This window comes from Paenibacillus oenotherae, assembly GCF_019443105.1.
GTDB classification, from domain to species: Bacteria; Bacillota; Bacilli; order Paenibacillales; family Paenibacillaceae; genus Paenibacillus_Z; species Paenibacillus_Z oenotherae.
In genome coordinates, this window is sequence record NZ_JAHZIJ010000001.1 from 736,976 (window position 1) to 757,452 (window position 20,477).

Below are 20,477 nucleotides of genomic sequence, written 5' to 3' on the forward strand. Positions count from 1 at the left end.
GTCAACACAGCAGTCCCCGGATCAATTCTGCGTTCGCCTTCAGATGCGCTGGCTCCAGCATATCCTCATGCGGTCCGGCGCCCTTGTATTTGATTTGCTTTCCGGTCGTATGCTTGCTCCAGCTCAACTGCCGCTGAAGCAGATTCAAGCCTTTGCCTTCCGATTCAATGAAATGGATATCGGCCCCGACCTTGCCCTTGTTGTCGAGCTCGTTCAGGAAAGCAACATAACCGATCATATGGTTGGCGATCGTATTGCGCACCGTTTCATTCTGCAGGTAGACGCCATATTGCGCTCCGGCGCCTTCCTCCTCAATCATCTTGCCGACCTCGTCCTGCATCTGCTGCGCAGTCTGATTGGTCGTCTTCTTCTTGGGCTCCGCATCCAGCATAATCAGATCGGATACATGGCAGCCCGCCGCTTCGAGCTCCCGGGCAATGCCGAAGGCGAGATTGCCCCCTGCCGAGTACCCCAGAAGCCGATAAGGCCCTTCCGGCTGAAGCGTCCGGATATGATCAACATACTTCTGGATGCGGTCATCGTCTTGAATAAAGTCAAAGCCGTACACTGCAACGCCCGCTTCCTCCAGCAATACAGCCAGCTCCTGATAAACGAAGCCATAGCCTGCTACAGGCGGGAAACAGAAGATCGTCCGCTTCACTGAAGCCGGGCGGTTAAGCAGCGTTACAGGGCGATCCCCGCTCCGCTCGATGCGATGACGGGCAATGAAGCTTGTCAGCTCCGCGATTGTCGGATGCTGGAATATCGTAATGAACGGTATCTCGACACTGAGCTTCTCGAAAATTTGCGCTGTCAGTATTGTCGCCTTCAGCGAGTTGCCGCCGATCTCGAAGAAGTTGTCGTGGATGCCGACAGGTATCACCCCAAGCAGCTCCTCCCAAATGGCAACGAGCCGGGTCTCCTCATCATTGCGCGGCGCTGCATATTCCGCGCGGACCACATTCATATCCGGCATCGGCAGCGCTCTCGTATCGATCTTGCCGTTCGGCGTGACCGGCAGCTTGGGCAATGCCACGAAATGCGCCGGCAGCATGTAGGCAGGCAGCTCATCTGCTGCGCTTGCCTTGACCGCTCTGATCGCTTCTTCGTTATCTGCTGCGACATAAGCGCACAAGAACTTATGCCCTTGCGCATCATCCAGGGCCTGTACAGTCGCCTCGCGAATGCCCGGTGCCCGGAGCAGCACAGCCTCGATCTCGGACAGCTCGATCCGGTAGCCGCGCACCTTCACCTGCTGGTCGATCCGTCCGGCGTATTCAATCATGCCGCCAGGCAGCCAGCGTGCAGCATCGCCAGTGCGATACATGCGCTCGCCCGGCAGGAACGGACACGGCACGAACTTCTCCGCCGTCAGCTCCGGCTGGTTCCAATACCCTCGCGCCAGACCGGCGCCCGCAATACAGAGCTCGCCTCTCACTCCGACAGGCTGCAATTGAAGCCGTTCGTTCACGATGAATACCTGCATATTGGCGATCGGACCGCCGATCGTAATGCTGCTCTCCGGTTCAATGCCGCGCATAAAGGTAGAGGTGACACTGCCCTCCGTCGGTCCGTACTCGTTCACCAGCTCAACCGCCGCATTCTTGCTCTTCGCCGCCGCGGCCAGGCCGCTTGGGAGCGGCTCACCGCCGAGGATGACGCTCCTGAGGGACGCCGCCTCGTGAGGCTCCAGCAGATGGATAATCGTGCTGAACAAATTCGGCACGCTCGTCAGATGCGTGATTCCGTAATCAGCGACAATCCGCCTCAACGCAACCGGATCCTTCGCTTCCTCCAATGGCGCTATATAGCTGGCGGCACCGGAGGCCAGCGGCGTGAACAGACTCAGTACAGAGGCGTCGAATGCAAACGAGATCACCTGAAGTGCTCTGTCATGAGGGCCGAATGCGAACTCGTCCCGCCGCCACTTCACCGTATTGCTGATGCTGCCGTGCTCGACCACAACACCCTTGGGCTTGCCCGTCGTTCCGGAGGTGTAGATGATATAAGCGGGATCGCCAGGCTCGACGTTCCAATCCGGCTTGGAGTCATCGGCCGCGTAGCTGCTGCCGTCCTCCAGATTCAGCACCCTCCCGCCAAATGCACGGAGCGGCTCCGGCAGCCCGCTCCCTCTTGCGACCAAGAGCGATGTGCTGCTGTCCTCCAGCAAATAATGAATCCGTTCGCCCGGATAATCCGGATCGATAGGCAGGTAAGCGGCTCCGGCCTTCATAATGCCGATCATGCCGATCACCATTTCCGGTGTCCGGTCGGCCACGACAGCAACGATATCGCCACTGCCGACACCGAGGCTGCGAATCTTGCGCGCCAACTGATTCGTCTTCGCGTTCAGCTGCCCGTAAGTGAGCGTTGCTTTGCCCTGTACGATTGCCGGCTGCTCCGGCAGCCGCTCTGCCTGCTCCTGGAACAGCCCGTGCAGCAGGCTGGAGCCGGCAAGCTCGCGTCCCGTGTCGTTAAACCTCGTCAGCTCCGCCTGCTCCGTCTCCGTCATCAGCGCAATCAGACCGATCGCTCTCTCCGGCGCTTGTACGGCCTCCTCCAGAATGCGAAGGAAATGCTGCGACATACGGCGGATGGTTTCCTCCCGGAACAAGTCCGTGCAGTATTCCAGGCTGAGACGGAGGCTTCCTTCGCCGCTTGGCGCAGCAATCAAGGAAATATCGAACTTCGCGATGCTGTGCTCCTGTCCGAACGGCATGACATTCAGGTCATTCTCATTAGCGGCGGAGCTCAGGCTCGCAGCATTCGCGCCAGCGGTATCGGCACTGTCCGGTGAATCCCCGTTTTGCCAAACGAGCACAGTATCGAACACAGGATTGCGGCTCAAATCGCGAGTCAGCTGGAGCTTCTCGACAAGCAGCTCGAATGGGTAATCCCCTTTCTCCATCGCAGCGAGTGCATTGCTCTTCACTTCCGACACAGTTTCCTTGAAGGAGCGGTCCGCGTCAAGCGAGCTGCGGATTGCCAGCGAATTGACGAACATGCCCAGCATCCCCGCAGTATCGGCATGCGAGCGGCCGGCAATCGGCGAGCCGACGATGACGTCCTCCTGTCCGCTGTATTTGTGCAGCAGCACCTTGTAGGCGGCCAGCAGCACCATGTACAGAGTAGCTCCGGCATCTCTCGCCAATGCTTCCAGCCCAGCAGCCAGCCCTGGATCGGCCTCGAAGTCAACTACCGCACCTGCGAAGCTCTTCACTGCCGGACGCTGATAATCTGCTGGCAGCTCAAGCACCGGAAGGTCTCCATCGCCCAGCTTGCCCAGCCAAAACTGCTCTTGCCGGAGGAAGGCTTCGCCAGCCATCCACTCGTTCTGCCATAATGCAAAATCCTTGTAGTGCAGCGTTCTCTCCGGAAGCGGCTCCCCTTCATACAGGGCGATCAGCTCCTCCATGAAGATAGAACCTGACACCCCGTCAGAAATGATATGGTGCGTATCATGCGCGAACAGATGTCTGTGATCCGCAATACGGATCAACACAGCCCGCAGCAGCGGCGCTGATGCCAGATCGAACGGCTGGAACCATTCTTCGAGCAATTGTCCCGCATGATCCTCTGAGTCCGCCTCAAGCTGCTCCAAGGTGAATGCCGCCGTTTCATGCACGCGCTGCATCGGTTCGCCGTTCACACGGTGGAACGAGGTTCGCAGCACCTCATGACGGGCAACAAGCGCTTGCAGCGCCTTCTCGAACCTTCCCGCATCCATGCGGCCTTCCAGAATAACGGCCGACGGCATGTTGTAGGCGAGTCCCTTGCCTTCTCCTTCGAACAAATCCAGAAGATACATCCGTTTCTGAGCGGAGGATACGGCATACAGCTCCTGCTCTGCCGCAGGGACAATGGACTGATACACGCCCCGTCCCTGCTCATCGATATATCGGGCAGCCGCTTCAATCGTCGGCGTCTCGAACAGCAGCCGCAGCGGCAACTCTACCCCGCAGCTCTTGTGCATCGCGGCAATGAGCGTCATCGCCTTGAGCGAGTGCCCGCCGAGCGTGAAGAAGCTGTCCAGCATGCCGATCTCTCCGGCACCCAGCGTTTCCTGCCAGATCGCGGCGAGGCGCTCCTCTGTAGGCGTGCGCGGCGCGACATACGGTGTGCCCGTTGCCAGCATGCCATCCGGCTTGGGCAGCGCCTTCCGGTTGATTTTGCCATTCGGCGACAGCGGCATGCCCTCCAGTTGAACGAACTGCGACGGAATCATATAAGACGGCAGATCGCCCCCGAGATGCTCGCGAAGCGCTGTCACATGAAGCGATGCGTCAGCTGTAAAGTATGCACACAGGAAGTGCCCGCCCGCCTCGTCCGGAAGAGCGACGACGACTGTTTCACGAATGGCCTCATGCTTCAGCAGCACCGTTTCGATCTCGCCCAGCTCGATCCGGTAGCCGCGGATTTTGACTTGAAAGTCCAGCCGTCCGAGATATTCAATATTACCGTCCGGCAGCCAGCGGGCGAGGTCGCCGGTGCGGTACATTTTCGTCCCGGCCGTGTACGGATTATCTACAAATTTCTCTGCGGTCAGTTCGGGCTTATTGACATAGCCGCGAGCCAGACCCGTGCCTGCTATGCATAGCTCTCCCGGTACGCCGATCGGCTGCAGACGGAAAGCCTCATCCAGCACATACAGCTGAATATTGTCAATCGGCTTCCCGATCGGCACGCTGCCAGCAGCCTCATTCGCTGAGCAATCATAGAACGAGACGTCTACCGCAGCCTCGGTCGGTCCATACAGATTAATCAGCTTCGCCCCGCAGCGGCTGTAGATCTCGGCATTGAACCGCTTCACCTGGGCAAGCTGCAGCGCCTCTCCGCTGGCGAACACATGCCGCAGGCTGGTAATTCGCTCCCTCTGCGGAGAGCCTTCTATATAATCGAGGAATATGCTCAGCATAGAAGGAACGAAGTGCATCGTCGTTACGCCGCTGCGCTGAATTTCCTCCACGATTTCCTCCGGATTCTTCTCGCCGCCCGGCTTCAGGAAGCACATCTTCGCTCCCGCAAAGCCGAACCAGAACAGCTCCCAGACCGAAACATCGAACGTATAAGGCGTCTTCTGCAAAATAACGTCAGACGCTCCCAGCGGATACGCCCGATCCATCCAATGAATCCGGTTGACCGCTGCACGATGCTCGATCATGACACCTTTGGGCTGTCCCGTAGAGCCCGAAGTGTAGATCACATAAGCCAGATTGCGGGGCCCGGCGATAGGGGGCAGATTGGCGCCGTTACCATCCGCATACACGGCTGGATCGTCCAGATCGATCAGATCCCCGCCGAACAGTCCGCGCGCCTTCGCCACAAACTTCGTTTGCGTCAGCAGCCAGTTAGCCTCCGAATCCTCCAGCATGTACGCAATCCGATCCTCCGGGAACTCGGGGTCAATCGGCAGATAAGCACCGCCCGCCTTCTGAATCGCCAGAATGCCGATGATCATCTCGGACGCGCGCTCCAGCATGAGCGGCACAATTCGGTCAGGTCCCACGCCTCTGGCGCGAAGCCTTGCCGCAAGCCGGTTCGCCCCTGTATTGAGCTCGCCGTACGTCAGCCTGCGGCTGCCGTCAATGACTGCCACCGCCTCTGGCGTCCTTGCCGCTTGTGCTTCAATCATGCCATGCAGCGTCGCATCTGCCGGGTAATCAGCAGCCGTAGCATTGAAACTCTCTGCAACACGCGTCTTCTCTTCCGGTGTCAGCAGCTCGATCTCGGAGAGCAGTGTATCGGGATTGTCGGCAATCTCGCGCAAAATATTCAAGTAATGCTGCGCCATCCGGCTTACTGTATCGTGGTGGAACAGTGCCGTGCCGTACTCGAAGCTGATGACCAGCTCCTCTTCCGTTTCCGTCGCTTCCAGCGACAGGTCGAATTTGGCCGCGCCGCCTTCGAACTGGAACGGCTCGATATTAAGTCCTGTCATCTCTCCGGCATCCATATCGATATTTTGCAGGCTGAACATTGTATCGAACAGCGGATTGCGGCTCAGGTCACGCGGCAGATTCAGCTTCTCCACCAGCGAATCGAACGGATAGCTCTGATTGTCGAACGCACCCAGCGTCGTTGTTTTCACTTCGTCCAACAGCTGCCGGAACGTCTTCGTCCGCTCTGGCCGTCCTCTCAGTGCAAGGGTGTTCACGAACATCCCGATGACGGGTGTTACCTCCGAATGCGTCCGTCCGGCAACCGGCGTACCCACGACGATATCATCCTGTCCGCTGTATTTATGAAGCAGCACGTTGTAAGCGGCCAGCAGCACCATGAACAGGGTAGCACCGCTCGCTGCCGCGGCTTCATTCAAGGCCGCCTTCAGCCCGCTGCCCGATCCTACCGCAAAGGTCGCTCCCTTGAAGCTCTGAACTGCCGGACGCGGGTAATCGGTCGGGAGCGCCAGCAGCGGCACTTCCTCGGCGAAGGCATCCAGCCAGAAGGCTTCCTTGCGGCCCATCGCGGCCAGTCCGGCTTCACTGTTCAGCCATACCGCGTAATCCTTGTATTGAATGCGCAGCGGCGTCAGCTCAGCGCCCTCGTACAGCTCCACGAATTCCTTCATGAAAATGCTCATCGATACGCCATCTGCGATAATGTGGTGCATATCGCACAGCAGCACATGCCTCTCAGCCGACAGCTGGATCAACTCCACCCTGAGCAGCGGCGCTTGCTCCAGCTGGAAGGGGCGAATAAAAGCGTCCACCATGTCCGCCACTTCCTCTTCAGCCGCTTTGCGCAGATCAATCGCAAATGCGATGTCCTCTAGCGGCACAATACGCTGAACAGGCTCGCTGTCAACGAGGCTGAAGGAGGTGCGCAGCGCTTCATGACGAGCTATCAGCCCAAGGAAGGCTTGCTGAAGGCGCTCCTTGTCGAGCGCTCCCTCAATTGTCATGATGCGAGGCAGATTATAGCTGATGCCAGCTCCCTCGAACCGGCTAAGAACGAACAGCCGTTTCTGCGCAGGCGACAGCGGATAATACTCCTGCTCCGGGGCAGGCTCAATCGTCTCCGCTCCAGCTTCCTCCGCAACCTCGATATAGGCGGCAAGCGCCTCCACCGTCGGCGACTCGAACAGCTTGCGCAGCGGCACATCCACACTGAACTGCCCCTTCATCCGGGCAATCAGCGTCATAGCCTTCAACGAATGGCCCCCAAGCGCAAAGAAATCGTCGTACACGCCGACAGCTTCCACGCCCAGCACATCGGCCCATATCGCTGCGAGTTCCTTTTCCGTGTCTGTACGGGGAGCTGTATACTCCGCCCCTTGGGACATTGCCGTCCAATCCGGCTCCGGCAGCGCACGGCGGTCTATTTTGCCATTGGTCGTCAGTGGGAGCCGGTCCATCCCGGTAAAATATTGCGGAATCATGTAGGAGGGCAGCTCGCGCGCCAGAGCGTGACGCAGTCCCGTCTCCTCCTGCGCAGCATCACAGACATAGTAAGCGCACAGCGTCTTTTGCCCGCTGCGGTCCTCTTTGGCAAGAACACAGACTTCCTTGATGCCTGGCTGCTGCAGAATCGCCGCTTCGATCTCTCCAAGCTCGATCCGGTAGCCGCGAATTTTGACCTGCTGGTCGATCCGGCCCAAATATTCGATGGTGCCGTCATGACGCCAGCGGCCGAGATCGCCGGTTTTGTACATTCTCTCCCCCGGAGCGAAAGGATTCTCCACGAATTTCTCCGCCGTCATTTCCGGCAGATTCGCATATCCTCTGCTGACGCCATCCCCGCCGACAACAAGCTCGCCCGGTACGCCGATTGGCTGCAAGTATCCCGCTTCATCGACCACATATACAGTAGAATTGCTGACAGGACGTCCGATTGGAATCGGCGCGTCATAATCGCAAACAACCGGATAGGTAAGCGAGAACGTCGTATTCTCGGTAGGACCGTAGCCATTAATAATGATGTCGCCACAGCTGCGGCGCACCCGGTTAACATGGCTCGGCGAAAGAGCCTCCCCGCCGACAATGAGCTGCCTTATGCCAGCGAACATCTCCGGTCGATACTCCGACAGCCCGTTGAACAGCGAAGTAGTCAGCCACAGCTGCGTAATCTTATGGTCGCGGATATAATCGGCAAGCATGTCCGCGTTCAGCAGAACGTCCTTGTCCACGACATGGAGGGTCAATCCGTTCAACAGCACGCCGAATATTTCATAGATGATAGCATCGAAGCTGACAGAGCCCGTGAGCAACAAGCGGTCGTCCGCATCGAAGCTGACGTAATTCGTCTCCTTCACAAGGCGGATGACGTTGCGCTGCTCCACCATGACCCCCTTCGGCTTGCCGGTCGAGCCGGATGTGTACATATAATAAGCGAGATCATTCGGCGCAATATCGAGTCCCGGGTCAGCAGCTTCTCCGGCTGCAAGCGACTCATCGCCCAGATCAAGCCAGGAAACTCCCAGGCCAGCAGGCGGCTCTGCCTCGAACTTCAGGCAAACTGTAGCCGCGCTATCCTCCAGCATATGCCGCAACCGCTCCTCGGGGAAGGAAGGGTCGATGGTCACAAATGCAGCGCCCGCCTTCAGAATCCCCATAATGCCGACTACGAGTTCAAGCGACCGTTCCGCATAGATGCCTACAGCATCGCCGATGCGGATTCCCCGCTCCTGCAGCGCATGCGCCAAAGCATTAGCGCGGGAATCAAGCTCGCGATAGGTCAGCGTCCGTCCGCGGTGCGTAAGAGCGGGATGATTCGGCGCAAGCTCCGCCTGCTGCCGGAACAGTGCGGCAATAGAGGCATCCCGCGGATAATCCGTTCGCGTGTCATTGAAGAGAGCCACGATCTGCTCCTGCTCGTCTTCCGTAATCATCGCGATATCCCGGATCTGAACAGCCGGTTCATCCGCAATTACATGCAAGATTTGAATATAATGGCCGATCAGCCGCTCAATCGTATCCTCACGATACAGAGCCGAGCTGTATTCCACGCTAAGCAGCAGTCCTTCCTCCGCTTCCATCGCCTGAAACGATAGATCGAACTTGGACACGCGGGATTCCGATGCCACTGGAGCGAAGCTCAGCCCAGGCAGCTCCGGCGAATCCAGATTCATATTCTGGAGAATAAACATCGTATCAAACAGCGGATTGCGGCTGATGTCCCGCTGCAGCTTCAGCTTCTCGATCAGCGATTCGAACGGATATCCGCCATTCTCGAACGCCTCAAGCGTAGTTTCCTTCACTTCCTGCAGGAAATCGGTGAACATTCTGCCGCCCTCCGGCCGATTGCGCAGCGCCAGCGTTCCAACGAACATGCCGATCATCGGTTCGGTATCGGCATGCTGGCGGCCTGCTGTCGGAGAACCGACAACGACATCTTCCTTGCCCGAATATTTGGCCAGCATGACGTTATAGGCTGCAAGCAGCACCATGTAGAGCGTTGTGCCTGTTCCCTTCGCGAGCGTTTGAAGCCGGTCCAGCAGCAAGCGGCTTGCTTGCCGCGACATGACGCCGCCCTCGAAGCTTTGCACCGTCGGGCGCGGAAAGTCAGACGGCAAATCCAGCACCGGCAGCGATCCGGAGAACCGGTTCAGCCAATACTGCTCCTGCCGCTGCATCACCTCGGAGCCGAGGCGCTCCTGCTGCCATACCGCATAATCCTTGTATTGCACGCGCAGCGGCGCCAGCTCGTCGCCTTGATAGAGCGCCACTAATTCCCGTACGAGTATGCCTGCGGACACCCCGTCAGAAATGATGTGGTGCATATCATAGAGAAGCAAATGCCTGCCTGCGCCAAGCTTCACCATTTCCGCCCGGAACAGCGGCGCCTGCTGTAGATCGAACGGACGGACGAACGCGTCCGCCAGCGCATCCACTTCCGATTCCGATGCACCAAGCGATTCCGAATAGGGAACATCGAATGCGATGTCCTTCTCCACGAACTGAACAGGCTCTCCCTCCACCGATGCGAAGGAGGTGCGCAGCGTCTCGTGCCGCGCGACTAATTGGCGGAAAGCTTCCCGCAGCCGCGCAACGTCCAGCTCTCCCTCGACCATCATGACACCCGGCAAATTATAGCTTGTACCGGAGCCTTCCAGAGAGCTGACGACGAACATCCGTTTCTGTGCGGATGAAACCGGATAGTAGGGTCTTGCGGGTACCGGCTCCATCGCCGCGAATGCGCTGCCTTGCCCATCGCCTTGCTCCCTGATATAGGACGCGATATCCGCTACAGTCGGTGATTCGAATACGACGCGAAGCGGAACCTCGACGCCGAATGCTTTATGTATTTGCGATAGCAGCATCATTGCTGTTAGTGAATGGCCGCCCCGATTGAAAAAATGATCCCTGATGCCGATTCGCTGAGCACCCAGCAGCTCCTGCCAGATCGCACACAGCCGCTCCTCCGTTTCATCCGAAGGCGCTTCGTATGCTGCTTCTTGAGCTCCAAGCGTCGTTTCATCCGGCTCCGGCAGCGCCTTGCGGTCCAGCTTGCCATTGGGCAGACGCGGCATGCGCTCCAGCTGAATGATATGCCTCGGCACCATATAGGCAGGAAGCTCGGATACGAGCCGCTCCCTGACATCGATAAGCGCCGTTTCGTCATCGGCGGTAATATACGCGCACAGCATCTTCCCTCCGTGGGCATCGTCGCCTGCGATGACGACTGCTTCCTTGACGGTCTGCAGCCGCAGAATAGCGGCCTCAATCTCGCCAAGCTCGATGCGGTAGCCGCGGATTTTGACCTGATGGTCGATCCGGTCCATATAATCGATCGTGCCATCCGGCAGCCAGCGGGCCATGTCGCCTGTGCGGTACATCCTCTGTCCCGGCTCGAACGGACAGGCAACGAATTTGTCCGCCGTCAGCTCCGGCCTCATCCAATAGCCCCTTGCCAGTCCGGCTCCGGCTACACACAGCTCGCCGGGAACACCTGCGGGCATGAGCTGCATATGTTCATTGACAATGTAGATGCGCGTGTTCGCAATCGGACCGCCGATGGTTACTGGCTCCTCACTGCGCAAATTGCGGCAAAAGGTAGCCACGACACTCGTTTCTGTAGGGCCGTATTCGTTGACCAGCTCCGCTTGCGGTGCAAGCGTCTTGCTTCGGGCGATCAGCGAATCCGTTATCCTCTCGCCCGCCACTGTCACGATTCGGAGCGACCGCGCCTCTTGCGGCGGCATCCCTTCGATTACAGCGCCGTACAGACTCGGCACACAAATAAAATGCGTCACGCCGCAAGCGGCAATATGCCTTCTGATCGCCAGCGGATCCTTGGACTCGTCCTCGGTCAGCAGCTGGACGGTCGCCCCGCAGACGATAGGGGTGAAGAAGCTGGTCACAAAGCCGTCGAAGGAGAAGGAGAACAGCTGCAGCACAACATCCTGCTCTGTCAGCGCATATTCCGCAGCGCGCCATTGAATGGAGTTGACGGCCCCGCGGTGCTCCACCATAACGCCTTTGGGCAATCCGGTCGTGCCGGAGGTATAAATGATATATGCCAAATGATGCGAACCCGCAACGAAATCCGGATCGGAATCGTCCTCATCATAAGAGGCTTCATCATCCAGATCGATATAAGCTTTTCCTGCTTGGACAGCTGCCTGAATAGCTGTCTCGGTGGCTGTCTGGGCAGCTGTCTGATGGCCCCCCTGCGCCAGCACCAGGCCTGCGCGGCTGTCCTCCAGCAGATACGCGATCCGTTCCTCGGGATAGGCCGGATCGACAGGCAGATAGGCAGCCCCCGCCTTCATAACGGCGAGCAGCGCCACAATCATAGCCGTCGAGCGTTCAGCAACGACTGCAACGACTGTATCGGGCGCTGCCCCGCGAGCGCGAAGCGTGCGTGCCAGCCGATTGGCGCGCGCGTTCAGCTCGCGATACGTCAGCATCTCCGCTCCCAGCCGTACAGCCGGCTGCTCCGGCGATCTGCGAACCTGCGCCTCGAACAGCCCGTGAAGCGTCTCTCCCTGCGGCAGGCTGCGGGCTGTGTTGTTGAACGTTTCCAGCAGAAGGGTACGTTCCTCTGGAGCCAGCAGGCCGAGAGAGGCGAGCGGTTCATCCGGACATTCGATAGCGCGCAATACGCTCTCCAGATGATAGGCTAGCGAAGCGATCGAGGCATCGCTGTACCGGTTGGCATCATAGCGGATGGCGACATCGACACGATCGCCGTCCAGGGTGAACACAAAGGACAGGCTGGAGCGGATATGGGCCACATAGCTCGCATCATGAACGCCTTCCAGCATTACCATCGTCGGCACCTCTGCCGTCCCATCCTCAGCTATGGCAATTTGCGCGTACTGAGCCAGTGCCAGGAAGGGCACATTCTGATTTTCGTTCGCCTCTGTTACAGCTTGCCGGACAACGCCTGCCCACTGGCGAAAGCCATGGCTCGCCGCATATTCAGTCCGAATGACCAGCAGCGTATTGATCAGCTCCGAGGCGTCCTTGCTTTGCTTGAACACCGGAACTCCGATCCGGGCATCGTCCCCCGAAGTGTAGCGGTGCATCAAATAGCTGACACCGGAGAGCAGCAGCATAAACATGGCATGGCCCGATCTCGCGGCGTTCATCAGCTTGCCGGTTACGGCAGCGTCCAACGTGCCGGTATATACCTCATAGTCTGGATTCAAGTTGTTCCCGCTCGGCTTATCGGCTGAGGCCGAGCCTCCGCGCGCGATAACGCGCGGAAACTCGCTCATGCCGGAGCCGTCATGCAGCTTTTGCGCCCAGTATTGCTTTTCTTTCTCGTAGCGGCCACTGGACAGCAGCATTTGTTGCGAGTATTTATCAATCATTGCGGTCTCTCCTAACCAAATCAGAAATGGAACTGCATATCTTCGTCCAGCACATTGTCGAGATGCCCGGCCTCGATCATTGCAATATCAGCGATACAGACGGAATGATCCTTCGCAGCCGCTTCCAGCACCTTCAGAAAATCCTGCGCCAGCCGGTCAACCGTCTCTCTCTTGAACAGCGACGTTGCATATTCGAAGCAGAATCTGAAGCCCTCATCCTCCTCGACCGCCGACAGGGTCAAATCGAACTTCGCGATGGAGCTGCCCGATTCATAAGGCATGAACTGCAGGCCGTCGATTTCCTCTGCATCATTTTGAATATTTTGCAGACTGAAGACGGTATCGAACAGTGGATTGCGGCTCAAGTCGCGCTGCAGGCCAAGCTTCGCCGTCAGCTGCTCAAGCGGATAATCCTGATATTGGAAAGCTCCGAGCGTCCGCTCCTTTACATCTGCCAGAAATGCCGAGAAAGTCATCTCTCCCTGCGGGAAATTGCGGAGCGCCAGCGTATTGACGAACATGCCCATCACATGCTCAAGGTCGGCATGAGGCCGTCCGGCGACAGGAGCTCCGATGACGATATCCTCTTGTCCGGCATATTTCGAGAGCAGTACATTATAGGCGGCCAGCAGCACCATGAACAGCGTAGTACCCGTGTCCTCGGCCAGCTTGTACAGCGCCTGCTTCAATGCTGAATCCCCGGCAAAAGTAATCGAATCCCCCTCGAAGCTGCGCTTCTCAGGCCGCGGATAATCCGTCGGCAGCGTCAATTGCGGAACACCGTCCGCGAATTGTCCGCACCAGTAGGCTTCCATCCGTCCATACTCCCCGGAAGCAAACAGCCCGTTCTGCCAAGCTGCAAAATCTTTATACTGCACGGTCAGCTCTGGAAGCTCGCGCCCCCCGTACAGCTCGGCAAACTCGCCGATCATAATCCCCATCGATACACCGTCACTAATGATGTGATGCATATCGAACATCAGCACATAGCGGTTCCGCTCCAGCATGGCCAGACCAATGCGCAGCAGTGGAGCAGATTCCAGATCGAATGGTCTTACAAACTCACGAAGGATATTGTCGATGTCCGCTTCCTCCGCGACCCGGTAGGATATCTCAAAGGGGACCTCCTCGTGAATGATCTGCACAGGCTCGCCGCCAACAGAAGCAAATGTTGTGCGGAACGCCTCATGCCGCCGGACAATGGTACGGAATGCATTCTGCAGCCGTTCCGAATCCAGCTCACCCTCAATGATCATCGCGCCCGGCATATTATAGCCAGTTCCGCTTCCTTCGAATTGATGCATGATGTACATGCGCCGCTGCGCTGCCGATACCGCATAATGCGGCTGCTCGGGAAGCGGTACAATGGCTGCTGCCGACTCGCGTTCCGCAAGGTCAATCGCCGAAGCAAGCGCACCGAGAGTCGGGCGCTGGAACAGCTCTCCCAGCTCCAGCTTGACATCGAATGCCTGAGCGATTCTCGCAATCAAGCTCATCGCTTTCAGCGAATGTCCGCCCAGCCGGAAGAAATCGTCGTGGATGCCGACACGCTCCGCCCCCAGCAGCTCTCCCCATATTGCTGCAAGCTTCTGCTCCGTTGCGCTGCGCGGCGGCACATATGCCGAGCCCTCTCCCTGATCCGGATCGGCCAGCTCAAGCAGAGCGCGGCGGTCGATCTTGCCGTTCGAGGTGAGCGGCATGCTGCCTACCCGAATGAGCTGCGCCGGAATCATAAAGCCCGGCAGCAGAGCGGCCAAATGCTGGCGCATCAGGGAAGGCTCGATATCTCCCTCCGCCGTATAGTAAGCAGACAGGTAGGCCTCGCCCTGCCCGTTGTGCTGCGCCAAAGCAATGGCTTCCACCACAGCCTCATGCTTCAGCATCGAGGCTTCGATCTCGCCAAGCTCAATGCGATAGCCGCGAATTTTGACCTGGTGGTCGATGCGGCCCATATATTCAATGCTGCCGTCAGGCAGCCAGCGCGCCAAGTCGCCTGTGCGGTACATCCGCTCGCCGTCAGCGAACGGACAAGGCACGAACTTCTCCGCCGTCAGCTCCGGACGGTTCAAGTACCCGCGCGCCAGTCCGGCGCCTCCAACGCATAGCTCGCCGGGTACGCCGATCGGCTGAAGCCCGTTATCCCGTCCCACAATATAGATCGCCGTATTGGGCAGCGGCCTGCCGATCGGCACTGAGCCGGAACCATTCAGCATCGACTCCTCTACCTCGCAGGCCGTTGCGCAAATCGTCGTTTCCGTCGGACCGTAAGCATTCACATACACGACGCGTCCCAGCCAGCGCTGCACAAGCTCACGCGTTGTCGCCGAACCGGCTGTAATGAGGCGGCGCAGATGAGGCAGCCGCTCGGGTTCAAGATGGACAACAAAGGTCGGCGGCAGCGTAATGACCGTAATCCGTTCCTCGTTCATGAACGCTTCGAAGCTGCCATAGTCGTTCAGAGCAGCCTTTGGAACAAGATGAAGGCTGGCTCCCGTCAGCAGCGCCATGAAGGTCTCCCAGATGGAAGCATCGAAGGAGCTGCTGGCGAATTGAGCGATCCGGTCGCCCTCGGTTATCCCGTAGCTGTCGCGGAAATAGACCTGCAGATTGGCAAGACCCCGATGCTCCAGCATCGTCCCTTTAGGCAGCCCGGTCGTTCCTGAGGTATAGATTACATAGGCAAGGTCAGCAGAGCTTGCGCTCGCGCGGTCATGTGTGACAGTCCCCTCAACGACGCCCTCAGCTGCTCCATCCTCATAAACGAACAGTGCCATCGCAGGTCCCAGCAGACTGCGAACCTTCTCGCGCTCCCGCCGTCCCGTTACAATAAGCCGTGTACCGCTGTCCTCCGCAATATAGCGAATCCGGTCAGCGGGGTAGTCGATATCGATGGGCAGATAGGCGCCGCCTGCCTTCAGAATGGCTAGCATGGAGACAATCATCTCCACGGAACGCTCCATCATGACGCCGACAATCGATTCGGCTCCTACATTAGCGCGGCGCAGTTCCTCAGCCATACGCTCGGCTTCTGCATTCAGCTCCGCATAGGTCAGCAGCTCTTCGCCCAGCTTGACTGCCGTCGCATCCGGCACGCGCGCCGCCTGCTCCGCAAACAGCTCGGGAATCGTGCGTTCAGCAGGAAACGCTGCTGCTGTATCATTGAACTGCTCCAGCAGCAGTGCACGATCCTCTGCCGGCAGCAGCCCAATATCAGCCAGTGCAAGATCAGGACGGGCCGCGATATTCCGCAGCAGCTCCGTGTAATAACGCAGCAGCCGCTCCATCGTGTCCTTCTTGAATAGTGCCGTGCAATATTCAACCCCGAGCGTCAGGCCTTCGTCAGATGGCTCCGCCATAAGAGTAAGATCGAACTTGGACACATTGTTCTCGAACTCGCAAGGCGCCAGCTCCAGCCCCTGCGGATCCTTGGCGCCTCCGGCCATATTCTGGACCATGAACAGCACGTCGAACAGCGGATTGCGGCCAAGATCGCGGGCAGCGTTCAGCTTCGCGGGCAGTTCCTCGAACGGGTAATCCTGATGCTCGAACGCTTGCAGCGTCAAAGCTTTTACTTCCTGCAGCAGAGTACGGAACGTTTTGCCCCCATCAGGCTTTCCGCGCAGTGCCACCGTATTGATGAACATCCCGACCATAGACTCCATATCGGAATGCGTGCGGCCCGCTACCGGAGTGCCGACGATGATGTCGGTTTGTCCGGTATATTTGTACAGCAGCCCGTAATAAGCGGCGAGCATGACCATGTATAATGTTGCGCCTTCCCTTGCCGCAAGCCGCTCAAGCTCCCTGGCCAGCTCCGGCTCCACCTTCATCGACAGATGATGGCCCGCGAAGCTGCGCACCGCTGGCCTCGGGTAATCGGTCGGCATGTCCAGCAGCGGCAAATCGCCGGAAAGCTGATCCAGCCAGTAGGCTTCCTTCTTGCGGAATGTCTCCGAAGCCATTAAGCCATTCTGCCAGACGGCAAAATCTTTGTACTGCACACGCAGCGGAGCCAGCACCTCGCCCCTGTACAGGGCGGCGAATTCGTCCATCACAATGCTGAGCGAGACACCGTCTGCAATAATATGATGCATATCCAGCATCAGCAGATGCCGGTTCGGAGCCAGCTTGATCAATCCGGCGCGCAGCAGCGGAGCCTCATCCAGGCGAAACGGCTGAATGAAGCTCTCCGCCAGCTTCTCGGGTACAAGATCCTCTTCCGGTAACCCGCTTGCATCGCTGACTTTCACGCTGAACCTGACAGATTCATGCACACGCTGCACCGGCTCGCCATCATCCCCCAAGTGGAACGAGGTGCGGAACGACTCATGACGATTCACCAGCTCGTGGAGCGCCCGCTCCAGGCGGGAGATATGGGGATCTCCTTCCAGCATGAAGATGCCGGGAATATTGTAGCCCGTCCCGGCAGCGCTCAGACCGCTCAGGACATACATCCGCTTCTGGGCGGATGAAACTGGATAGACTTCGCTGGGGACCGCCTGCGGTATGCTCTCATGCTCCGTTCCTTGGCCGTCTCCTCCGGCAATATACCGGGCTAACGCCGCAATGGTCGGCTCCTGGAACAATACTTTGAGCGGCACTTCAGCATTGCACTGCTTGTTCATCCGCGAGATGAGCGTCATCGCCTTGAGCGAATGTCCGCCGAGCGTGAAGAAATTATCGGCCATGCCGACTCGCGCCACGCCGAGAATCTCTTCCCATATCGCAGCGAGCGTCTCCTCCAGCTCATTCGTCGGCGCGACATAATCCGCACCCGCTTGAAGGCTGGCGTCCGGCTCCGGCAGCGCCCGCCGATCCGTCTTGCCATTAGGCGTAAGCGGCAGCCCCGGCAGCTGAATGAAATAGGACGGCACCATATACTCCGGCAGCGCGCCAAGCATATAGGCCCGAAGTTCAGGCGCAGCCAGCGCGTTCCCTGCCGCGTAATAGGCACACAGATATTTGCCGCCTTTGCCGTCATCGAAGGGCAGTACGGCCGCTTCCGTTACGGCGGCGTGGTTAAGCAGCCTTGATTCGATTTCGCCAAGCTCGATGCGATGTCCGCGGATTTTGACCTGATGATCGATCCGGCCCAGAAATTGCACCTCGCCATCCGGCAGCCAGCGGGCGAGATCGCCTGTACGGTACATCCGCTCGCCAGAGCGGTACGGATTGGAGATGAACTTCTCCGCCGTCAAGACATCATTGCCCATATAGCCGCGCCCGACATTGTCCCCGGCAATGAACAGCTCGCCCACGATGCCGACTGGCTGAAGCTGCAGACCGCTGTTCATAATATAAATACCGGTATTCGCGATAGGACGTCCGATATTCGGAAGCTCCGCGATCTCATCCTGAGGCCCCATCGCCAGTGTTGTCACAACATGTGTCTCCGAAGGACCATAGTGATTGTGAAGCGTTACTCCCCGTTCGCGCAAATACGTTCTCAGCAGCTCCGGTACGACAAGCTGTTCGCCAGCAGTAATGATATGCTCGACGCATGGCGGGAAGAGCGCCACATAATCCGCCTCGTTGAAGATGAATTTGAGGAATGAGACGGGCAGGAACAGCACCGGAATCGAATGCTCGCGGATCAGAGCCGCCAGCTTCTCCACGCTGCGCTTTGTCTCGTTATCGATAAGATAGAGCGTGCCTCCGGCAAGCAGCGCGGAGAACATCTCCTGATAGCAGACATCGAAGCTGATCGTTGTATATTGCAGCACCCCTGCGCTGTATGGAACAGCTGTATCTGCAAAAACACAGGAGAGCAGGTTGACCATATTCCGATGCTCCAGCATAACCCCTTTGGGCTGGCCGGTCGTACCGGAGGTATAGATGACATACAGCAGGTCGCCCGAACCGGCAGACGAGGCCAAATTATGCGATGGCTCCCCGGCGTACAGCTCCCGATGAAGCGGCAGCAGCTCGCAATTGCCCGCGCTAAGCGCCGGGACGGCGGCTCCCGCTAATTCCGTGCCTGCCAGAAGCAGCTCTGCCCCGCTGTTATCCAGCATGTAGGCTACACGATCTGCCGGATATTCCGGATCGATCGGCACGAATGCGCCGCCTGCTTTCAGTACGGCGAGCACAGCGGTCACATATTCCGGCGAGCGGCCGCTCATAATGCCGACTGTCTTGCCGGGAGCGACGCCGCGTCCCCGCAGCATATGAGCCATCCGGTTTGCTTCCCCATTCAATTCGTCATACGTCAGGCGCTGAGAACCAAACACAACGGCTGCAGCATGAGGCGTGCGGGCCGCCTGCTCTTCGAACAGAGCATGTATCGTTTGCCCGGACGGATAAGGACAGGCGGTATCGTTGAACGACTGAAGCTGCCCTTCTTCCTCTTCCGTCACCAGACGCATTTCTCTCACTGGAAGGGCAGAATCAGCAGCCACCTGCTCCGCCAGAGTGCGAAGATGCCCCTCCAGCGCTCCAAGCCGATCCGTATCGTACACCAAAGCGTTATAGTTCAGCTTGACGGTCAAGTCCTCTCCCGGCAGCACCATAACGTTGAGATCGTAGCTTGTCTGCTCATACATGCTCACATCGCCCACATCGAAGCCAAGCGTATCCTCATCGCTCCCGCCGGATACTTCCTTCTCCACGGGGTAATTCTCGAACACGACAATGTGGTTGATCAGATCCTGCTTCAAGGCGGTCAAGCCCTGAATCTCATAGAGCGGCATATAATCATATCGCTCGGATTGCACGGCGCGGCGCTGTACCTCAGCGGCCAGCTCCGCGAACGTCTCGCTTCCCGATGCCTGTATGCGCACCGGAATCGTGTTGATGAACAGTCCCACCATCGTTTCAATGCCGGGAACCTCGGAAGGGCGGCCGGATACGACCGAGCCGAACACAATATCCTCTGTATGGTTGTAGCGTTGCAGCAGCACACCCCATAGGGTCTGGAACAGCGTGTTCAATGTAATCTGGCAGCTGCTCGCCAGCTCCTGCAGCTTGCGGGACAGCTCCACTCCGAAGCTGAACCGCAGCTCCGTCCCTTCGTAGTGGCCGTCACCGCCTGCCGGAACGGATTCGCGCCGCGGCAGTGCTGCCTCCTGCTCATAATCGCCCAGCAGCCCGCCCCAATAGCGCAGCGCTTCTTCCTTGTTCTGTCCTTCCAGCCACTTGATGTAATCGCTGTATGGATATACCGAGCCGAGTACCGGGGATTCTCCCTTCTTGAGTGAGGCATACACCCCGAACAGCTCGTTGATAATGATGCCGAGACACCATCCATCCATCAGGATGTGGTGGTGGCTCCATATCATTTCATATTCACGGGCTGCCAGACGGAACACGATCATTCGCGTCGGGATGTCGCGGGACAGGTCGAAGCCTGCCTCGCGATCCTGACGCCGGAACGCCTCCAATTGTCTCTCCTGCTCTTCCTTCGCAATGCCGGACAGATCCTCCACACGAATGGTGAACGGGCGCTGCTTGAGCACCACCTGAACAGGACGCTTCACCTTCTCATGAAGGAAGGTTGTCCGAAACACGTCATACCGGTCAACAATCCGGTTCATGCTCTGCTCGAACAGTGCAATGTCCAGCTCGCCATGAATACGAACCGTCAATTGTTCAAAATATGTTGCCCCCTCATTCAGCAAGGTATGGAACAGCATCCCTTCCTGCATCGGCGACAAGTAATACATGTCCTTTACTTGATCCTTCTTAAACGTTGACATCTCACACCTCTTTGACCCTTGTCGGG

Annotated in this window: 2 protein-coding genes; both read right to left on the reverse strand. The window is 58.2% G+C overall.

Annotated elements, in window-relative coordinates:
* Position 1: 1 nt before the first annotated feature.
* Positions 2 to 12,757 carry a non-ribosomal peptide synthetase gene (locus K0T92_RS03485; RefSeq protein ID WP_219871000.1) on the reverse strand — a complete coding sequence of 4,252 codons (12,756 nt, stop codon included), beginning with the start codon at positions 12,755 to 12,757 and terminating at the stop codon, positions 2 to 4.
* 20 nt (positions 12,758 to 12,777) lie between these two features.
* Entirely contained in the window at positions 12,778 to 20,451 is a 7,674-nt protein-coding gene (locus K0T92_RS03490) for a non-ribosomal peptide synthetase (RefSeq protein WP_219871001.1), read from the reverse strand.
* Between the last annotated feature and the right edge of the window lie 26 nt (positions 20,452 to 20,477).

What these genes read in the sequence shown, in the direction of transcription:
- K0T92_RS03490 (WP_219871001.1), bottom strand. Translation starts at nt 20,451, where the DNA reads ATGTCAACGTTTAAGAAGGATCAAGTAAAGGACATGTATTACTTGTCG.
- K0T92_RS03485 (WP_219871000.1), bottom strand. Translation starts at nt 12,757, where the DNA reads ATGATTGATAAATACTCGCAACAAATGCTGCTGTCCAGTGGCCGCTAC.